Source organism: Hoeflea sp. CAU 1731 (assembly GCF_039888615.1).
In the GTDB taxonomy this organism is placed as follows: Bacteria; Pseudomonadota; Alphaproteobacteria; order Rhizobiales; family Rhizobiaceae; genus Flavimaribacter.
On the sequence record NZ_JBDQQS010000031.1, the window covers coordinates 20607 to 27104 of the forward strand.

Consider the following 6498-nt stretch of genomic DNA (forward strand, 5'->3'; position numbering starts at 1 on the left):
TTCTACTACTTGCTTTCACTAGTTGCCTTGATCCTAGCTCCAAAAGGCCCGGCAACCAATCTCAGTCTCTTAAAGACCAATATACCCAACAGTATGTTCCAAATCATTAGACTTATAGCTGTAGCTATGGCTGCTCCAACCATTCCGAAATATGGGATCAGCAATGCGTTTAAGATCACATTCAGCATTGCTGATACTGTAGCACCTTTCAATGCATCCTTCTCATGTCCTGTCATGTTCAGGAACATGCTGACAGAACCTGCAAGGGTATTCATTAGTTGACCTATGCAAAGGATGGCGAGGACCGGATATCCATCCGCAAAGTCGTTGCCAAAGACGCTTGCCAAAAGCCAGCGGCCAACTAAGATTAATCCCAATCCGGCTATACCTGCCACTAGCGATGTGGCCAAAGTGGCAACGGTTATCAGGCGCTGTAAACGCTGATGATCTCCCTGTGTATAAAGACGAGCAATATTTGGAGCGAGAACAGCATTGACCGCAGTCAGCGGAAGTGAAACTAACATGGCTCCCTGAAAAACAACAGTGTATACTCCAACATCCGAGGCTGATGAAAAAAATCCGAGCATGAGAATATCAGTTTTTTTGTTGATTAGATTGATGCCTGCCATCATTGTGAACGGTAGCAAGCTCATGAGCCAAGCACGTGTGTGATAGGTGGGTGCAAATCGGTTGGCATCCTCCGGCCAATGCTTTTGAAAAATCTTCACTAGTACCACTAGCGCTACTGCAGTCGCTATGAGATTGAGAGCCATTGCATTCCAAGCGGTCAAATATCGCATAGAGATAAAGATAAGCAGTAGGAAAAGCAAAGGTTGTAAGGCAATTTGTGGCCAAGTGCTTTGAACAACGAAGCGTAGTCCTCGCAGCATAGACGCCAACAATGCTAAGCCGATCTGCAGAGGTAGCAAAAGCATCGCTAACGCAAATACCGCCGGGTTAATTGCAGGGATATGAACAGAGACCAGAAGTATTGCGCAGCCAACCAAGCTGCCTAGAACAACGGACACCGATGCCAATTGTAGGGCGCGGCGACGCATTCCGCGCATAAGAGAGTATTCCCTTCTTGCCTCGGCTGCCGCTATTTCTCTTGTCACCAGCTGAGGTAAGCCAATCTGTGCTGGAATTGCGATTGTTGTTACGACAGCCATAGCGTATGCGTAGAAACCATACCCTTGTGCTCCCAAAATGCGAGCCAGAACGACAGCGGCAACCAATGTGATTGCTTTATTTGCTATTCTGATGGCACCGACGCTTAAAGTGCCTCGAATGAGAATTGCACCAAGCCCGACGCCACGCAGGTGTTTAAATAAATGAGTTAGTGCGGACAGCATTGCTGATGTGATACTAAATGCACTACAATCGCAACTCGCTCTCTTCCGGCGCAAACACGCTTTTGAGATCGAACAATACATGGTCTTCGCGTCCATGGGCGCGTAGCGCGCGACTGCCCTTGTCGCGCAGGCAATCATGCGCTACGGCAAGGATGACGCCGTCATAGGCGTTGCGATCCGGTTCCTCAATCAAATCCAGCCCGTATTCATGTCTGGCTTCTTGCGCGTCGACCCAGGGGTCATGCACATCCACCGAAATCCCATAATCACGCAGGTCCCGAACAATGTCCACCACCCGGGTGTTGCGCAGGTCTGGACAGTTTTCCTTGAAGGTTAGGCCCAGAACCAGCACCTTCGCGCCGTCGACCTGTATGCGGCGTTTCAGCATCGCCTTGACGAGCTGGCTTGCCACATAGGCGCCCATGCCGTCGTTGATGCGACGGCCGGCCAGGATGACCTGCGGGTGATAGCCGAGCGTCTCGGCCTTGTGCGTGAGATAATAGGGGTCCACGCCGATGCAGTGGCCCCCCACCAAGCCGGGGCGGAAGGGCAGGAAGTTCCACTTGGTGCCCGCCGCGCGCAGGATCGCCTCCGTGTCGATGCCCATCCGGTTGAAGATGATGGCGAGTTCGTTGACGAGCGCGATATTGAGATCCCGCTGGGTGTTCTCGATCACCTTGGCGGCCTCAGCCACACGGATGCTCTCGGCCAGGTGGGTACCCGCACTGACGATCTCGCCATAGAGATTGTCGACCCGCTTCGCGACCTCCGGCGTGGAGCCGGCCGTGACCTTGGTGATGGTGGTGAGCCGGTGCAGCCTGTCGCCGGGGTTCGCCCGCTCCGGGCTGTAGCCGCAGAAGAAATCCTCGTTGAAACGCAGGCCCGATGTGCGCTCGAGCACCGGCACGCAGTCTTCCTCCGTGGCGCCGGGATAGACTGTGCTTTCATAAACGACGATGTCGCCCTTTTTCAGCACCTTGCCGACGGTTTCCGAGGCGCGGAGGAGAGGGGTGAGGTCGGGGCGCTTGTGCTCGTCGACCGGGGTCGGCACCGCGACGATGTAGATCGCAGCGTCCGCGATGTCTGCAAGGTCGCTGGAAAATGTCAGATGTTTTGCGGCGGCAAGAAGGTCTGCGGCCTCGACCTCGCGCGTGCCGTCGACGCCGCTGCGCAGGCTTTCGATGCGCTCCTCCTTGACGTCGAAGCCGACGACCGGCCGGATCTTGCCGAACTCGACGGCAAGCGGCAGGCCGACATAGCCGAGGCCGACGACGGCAATCTTTTCTCTAGCGGCGTCAGTCATGGATGCGTGTGCTCATCATTGTGCGGTTACTTTCCGTAATAGTCGCGGAACCACTCGACGAAGCGGGCGATACCGTCGCGAAAATCCGTCTGGGGCTTGTAGCCCGTCAGGCTCTGCAGCAGCGAGGCGTCGGCCCAGGTGGCGGGCACATCGCCCATCTGCATCGGCATGTAGTTGCGGATCGCCTTCTTGCCGAGGCACTCCTCGATTGAGTCGACGAAATCGAGAAGGCGGACCTTGTCGGAATTGCCGATATTGACGATGCGGAAGGGGGCTACGGGCGAGAGGCTGTCGCCTGGCGGAATGTCTTCAGCGGATTTGGGTCGCTCGGGCGCGGCGTCAATCAGAAGCCGAATGCCGCGCACCAGATCGTCGACATAGGTGAAGTCGCGATACATGTCGCCGTGGTTGTAGATGTCGATCGGCCGGTCGTCGAGAATGGCGTCGACGAACTTGTAAAGGGCGAGATCCGGGCGGCCCCATGTTCCGTAAACCGTGAAGAAACGAAACATCGTGGTCGGCAGGTTCCAAAGATGGGCGTAGCTGTGGCCCATGCTTTCGTTGGCCTTCTTCGTCGCGGCGTAGATGGTGAGCTGCGTGTCGGCCTTTTCGGTCTCCGTGAAAGGCATGTCCTCATTGGCGCCGTAGACCGAGGAGGTGGACGCCATGAGCAGATGGGCGACGTCGAGCCGTCGCGCCGCTTCCATCACGTTGAAGGTTCCAATCACGTTGGAATCGATATAGGCGCGCGGATTTTCCAGCGAGTAGCGAACGCCTGCCTGTGCCGCGAGGTGCACGATGATTTCCGGCGCGAAGTCGTTGGCGAGGCGGTCGAATCTCTCCTGGTCTTCCAGCATGCCTTCGACGGCTGAAAAGTTCGGGTTCTGAAGTAACATAGCATGGCGGCGCTGCTTTAGCCGGACGTCGTAATAGTCCGTCATGCCGTCATAGCCGCATACCTGGAAACCTTCCTTGAGCAGAAGGGTCGCCAGATGAAAGCCGATAAAGCCGGCAGTGCCCGTGACGAGTACGCGTCTCACAAGTACATCTTCTCCTGCTTGGCCGCGTCAAAAATTAATGTCATCGGCTGGCCCTGCTCCGTGGGTCCGCGGCAAGGTCGTCGCCGAGGTCGACTTCTTCCTGGAGCGATGCGATCTCGGCCTTCAGGGCGTCGTATTCTTTCATCTTTCGCTTCAGAAAACTCTGCGTCAGACGCGCCTTTTCGCTGATGCCCCTTGGCGTCAGCAGATAGGCGTAGCGGCGCTTGTCTTTCGCCGCGGAGAAATTACCGAACTTCACCATACCCTTGTCCACCAGCATAGTCAGCACATAGTGAACTCCGCCGACGCTTATGCCCAGCATGTCCGCCAATTGACGCTGGCTGATTTCCGGATTTTCTTGGAGAAGACGCAAAATTCGAAAGCGAACATCTTCCTGTAGCTTGCTTCGCTGACCAACCACTATGACTGCAAGCTTTCAAAGGCTATTGCACCCTCTGTCAAATACTTCGGCAGCATGCCTTCGAATCAAAGTCGCAACAGATGATTTTCTTAATATTATTTCTCAAAACAATAACCAAATTGTTGAACATCCCTTTTGTATATATTTTCCACTATGTCAACTAACTGTGATTCTTTATAATATTTCCGGTAATCTTCATGATTACTTGCGTTGAATTTTTTTATAACAACATTTCGCTTTACAATCTCTGATATCGCATTCAATGCCTCATCAATACTTTCCAATTTTCCCAAATAATCCATGGTCGTTTGATTGTTGATTTGCACAAAATCTATTTGTGGGCGGAAATGTATCCAGCGAAGTACTTTGGTCAAGTATTCGTTGTCGTCTGACAGCTTCACAATAAATGAACCAAAATTAAGATTCGCCAAAAAAGTGTCGCCAAATTCTTTATCGCTTTTTGTCATGCCACCTTGCTTTAAGTAGTGAAACGAACTGACAATCCTGTCCCATGGATTCCGTGTAATCCCAAACTTGAATGATCTTCGAAATAAAGTTGGATTACTTCGATAATATTGCGCCAAGCTATAGTGCCCCCGACCTCCAGTTCCAAATATTGCCTTCGCAATTGAATTTCCGCCTGTTTTCGGGATATGAACAAAAATGATCTCATTTGCTATCTCTTCTTTTGAATACGGAAAGCCAGAATTCCTAATCAGATTGGTTCGCGTGATAACGTCTATATTACGTTCAGCTATGCGAAGAAACAGCGAGTAATACATCCGTTCCAGTTTGTATACACATCTTTCTGAAGATTTATTATTACAATTCAAGAAGATATTCTCCCACCCTGGATCTACTTAGTATGTCACGCAGACTCATGAAGCCATCGCTCCAAGAGCGGGATTTGGTCCAACAAATGTACACGCGTCGATAGCGAGCATCTTACTGAAGCCTGCAATGCTGGCTCGCCACTAGATGAGCAAACCTTTAAAAGCTACCGCACCGGAGCTCGCTTCGTGTGCTCCGGAGAAGATGTGTAAAATTGAGTTCAACACGTTCATTGTCGTTCAATTTTGAGCGATATCATAGTCTGCCGCGTCAGCAAACCGATTTTTGCTGGGCCGTCGCAAATATTTCTGACTGGTCTGGGACCATGTTTCTCAGCGCGGCAAAATAAGAGTCGATGATAATTCTTTCCTCGAATTGCCGCTCCATCTTGCGTCGCCCGGCGGCACCCATTGCGATCTTCGCTGTATATGGTTGGTCGAGGAACCTGAGGCAGGCCTCAGCGAGGCTGGAGCCGCTTTTGACCTCGCACAGATAGCCGGATTCACCTGGGTCGACGATCGATCGGCATCCGGGAACATCGGTGGCGATCAATGGGCGCGCCATGGCTGCGCCTTCGATAAGCGTGCGCGGCGCTCCTTCGCGGTATGAGGGGAGCACGATGCAATGTGCGTTGGCGATATGTGGCCTTACATCATCTGTCGTGCCGAGATGCTCAATAAGTCCATCGTTTATCCAGACGTCCACCTCGGAAACATTGATTGCTGTGCGATTGTCCGCGCCGATTGCGCCCAATATCTGAAAGCGGGCTTTGGGAAAGCGCTCCTTAACCCGTGCTGCGGCCTCGACATATTCATAGACTCCCTTGTCGCGAAGCAGACGTGCAATCATCAGAAAAACAGGCGGTTGATTTTCCGCAGGCAAAGGCGCCGCTGCGTAGCGTACGAGGTCGATCCCGGATCCAGGAAGCAGTTGCGTCTGTTCAGGGCGAACAAGACGACGCTTCAGAAACAGATCCCGGTCATCATCGTTCTGAAAAAACACGACAGGGAGACCGCGATACGAAGAACAATACAATAGTTCAGCGACGGTCTGCAGCATCCCGCCTGAAAGAAAGGCCGTGCCGAGCCCGGTCACATTGGGGATGAAGGGGACTTTTGCTAGTCTTGCGGCGAACGCGCCGAAAATATTGTTCTTGATCGTGTAGCTTAAAACGGCGTCCGGGCGAAGCTCTAGGAAGTGCCTTCTGAACGCGCGGACCAACTTCAGATCCTTAATCGGGTTAAGGCCCTTTACGTCCATCTCAAGCGGTACGAACGAGCATCCCGCGTCCTGCAAGTTTGCTACGCATTCATCCGGCGGGGCGAGCACCGTGACACGACAGCCTCTCTGCAGAAGCTCCGTGAACACCGGTCTGCGAAAATTCCAAATGTTCCAGGCCATGTTGGCCGTCATCAGGATATGCATTCTAGGCGGCGCCGATGCGCAGCATGTCAAGGACGTGAAGAATGCCCACCGGCTTGCCGGCTTCCTCGACCACCAGCGCGCCGATCCGGCGATCCTGAATGGTCTTCAGGGCCGTCGCGAGCAGCA

The 6498-nt window shown here is 53.2% G+C and carries 7 protein-coding genes; all 7 read right to left on the reverse strand.

Features of this window, described 5'->3' with window-relative positions:
- Window positions 1-5: 5 nt before the first annotated feature.
- On the reverse strand, window positions 6-1352 hold the full coding sequence (locus tag AAFN47_RS27165) for a flippase (RefSeq protein ID WP_499812365.1): 1347 nt from the start codon (window positions 1350-1352) through the stop codon (window positions 6-8).
- A 22-nt stretch (window positions 1353-1374) separates the two neighbouring features.
- On the reverse strand, window positions 1375-2655 hold the full coding sequence (tviB, locus tag AAFN47_RS27170; protein ID WP_499812366.1) for a Vi polysaccharide biosynthesis UDP-N-acetylglucosamine C-6 dehydrogenase TviB: 1281 nt from the start codon (window positions 2653-2655) through the stop codon (window positions 1375-1377).
- A gap of 26 nt (window positions 2656-2681) precedes the next feature.
- Window positions 2682-3695, reverse strand: a complete 1014-nt coding sequence (locus tag AAFN47_RS27175) for an NAD-dependent epimerase/dehydratase family protein (protein ID WP_499812367.1) — start codon at window positions 3693-3695, stop codon at window positions 2682-2684.
- Between the two features lie 40 nt (window positions 3696-3735).
- Complete coding sequence (locus tag AAFN47_RS27180; protein WP_499812368.1) at window positions 3736-4116, reverse strand: MarR family EPS-associated transcriptional regulator; 381 nt, start codon at window positions 4114-4116, stop codon at window positions 3736-3738.
- A 95-nt stretch (window positions 4117-4211) separates the two neighbouring features.
- Window positions 4212-4898, reverse strand: a complete 687-nt coding sequence (locus AAFN47_RS27185; RefSeq protein ID WP_499812369.1) for a sulfotransferase family 2 domain-containing protein — start codon at window positions 4896-4898, stop codon at window positions 4212-4214.
- A 319-nt stretch (window positions 4899-5217) separates the two neighbouring features.
- The gene (locus AAFN47_RS27190; protein WP_499812370.1) at window positions 5218-6348 is read right to left on the reverse strand and encodes a glycosyltransferase family 4 protein; all 1131 of its coding nucleotides are present in this window, start codon (window positions 6346-6348) and stop codon (window positions 5218-5220) included.
- A gap of 25 nt (window positions 6349-6373) precedes the next feature.
- Window positions 6374-6496, reverse strand: coding sequence for a CBS domain-containing protein (locus AAFN47_RS27195; protein ID WP_499812371.1), 123 nt, complete (start codon window positions 6494-6496; stop codon window positions 6374-6376).
- Window positions 6497-6498: the final 2 nt, after the last annotated feature.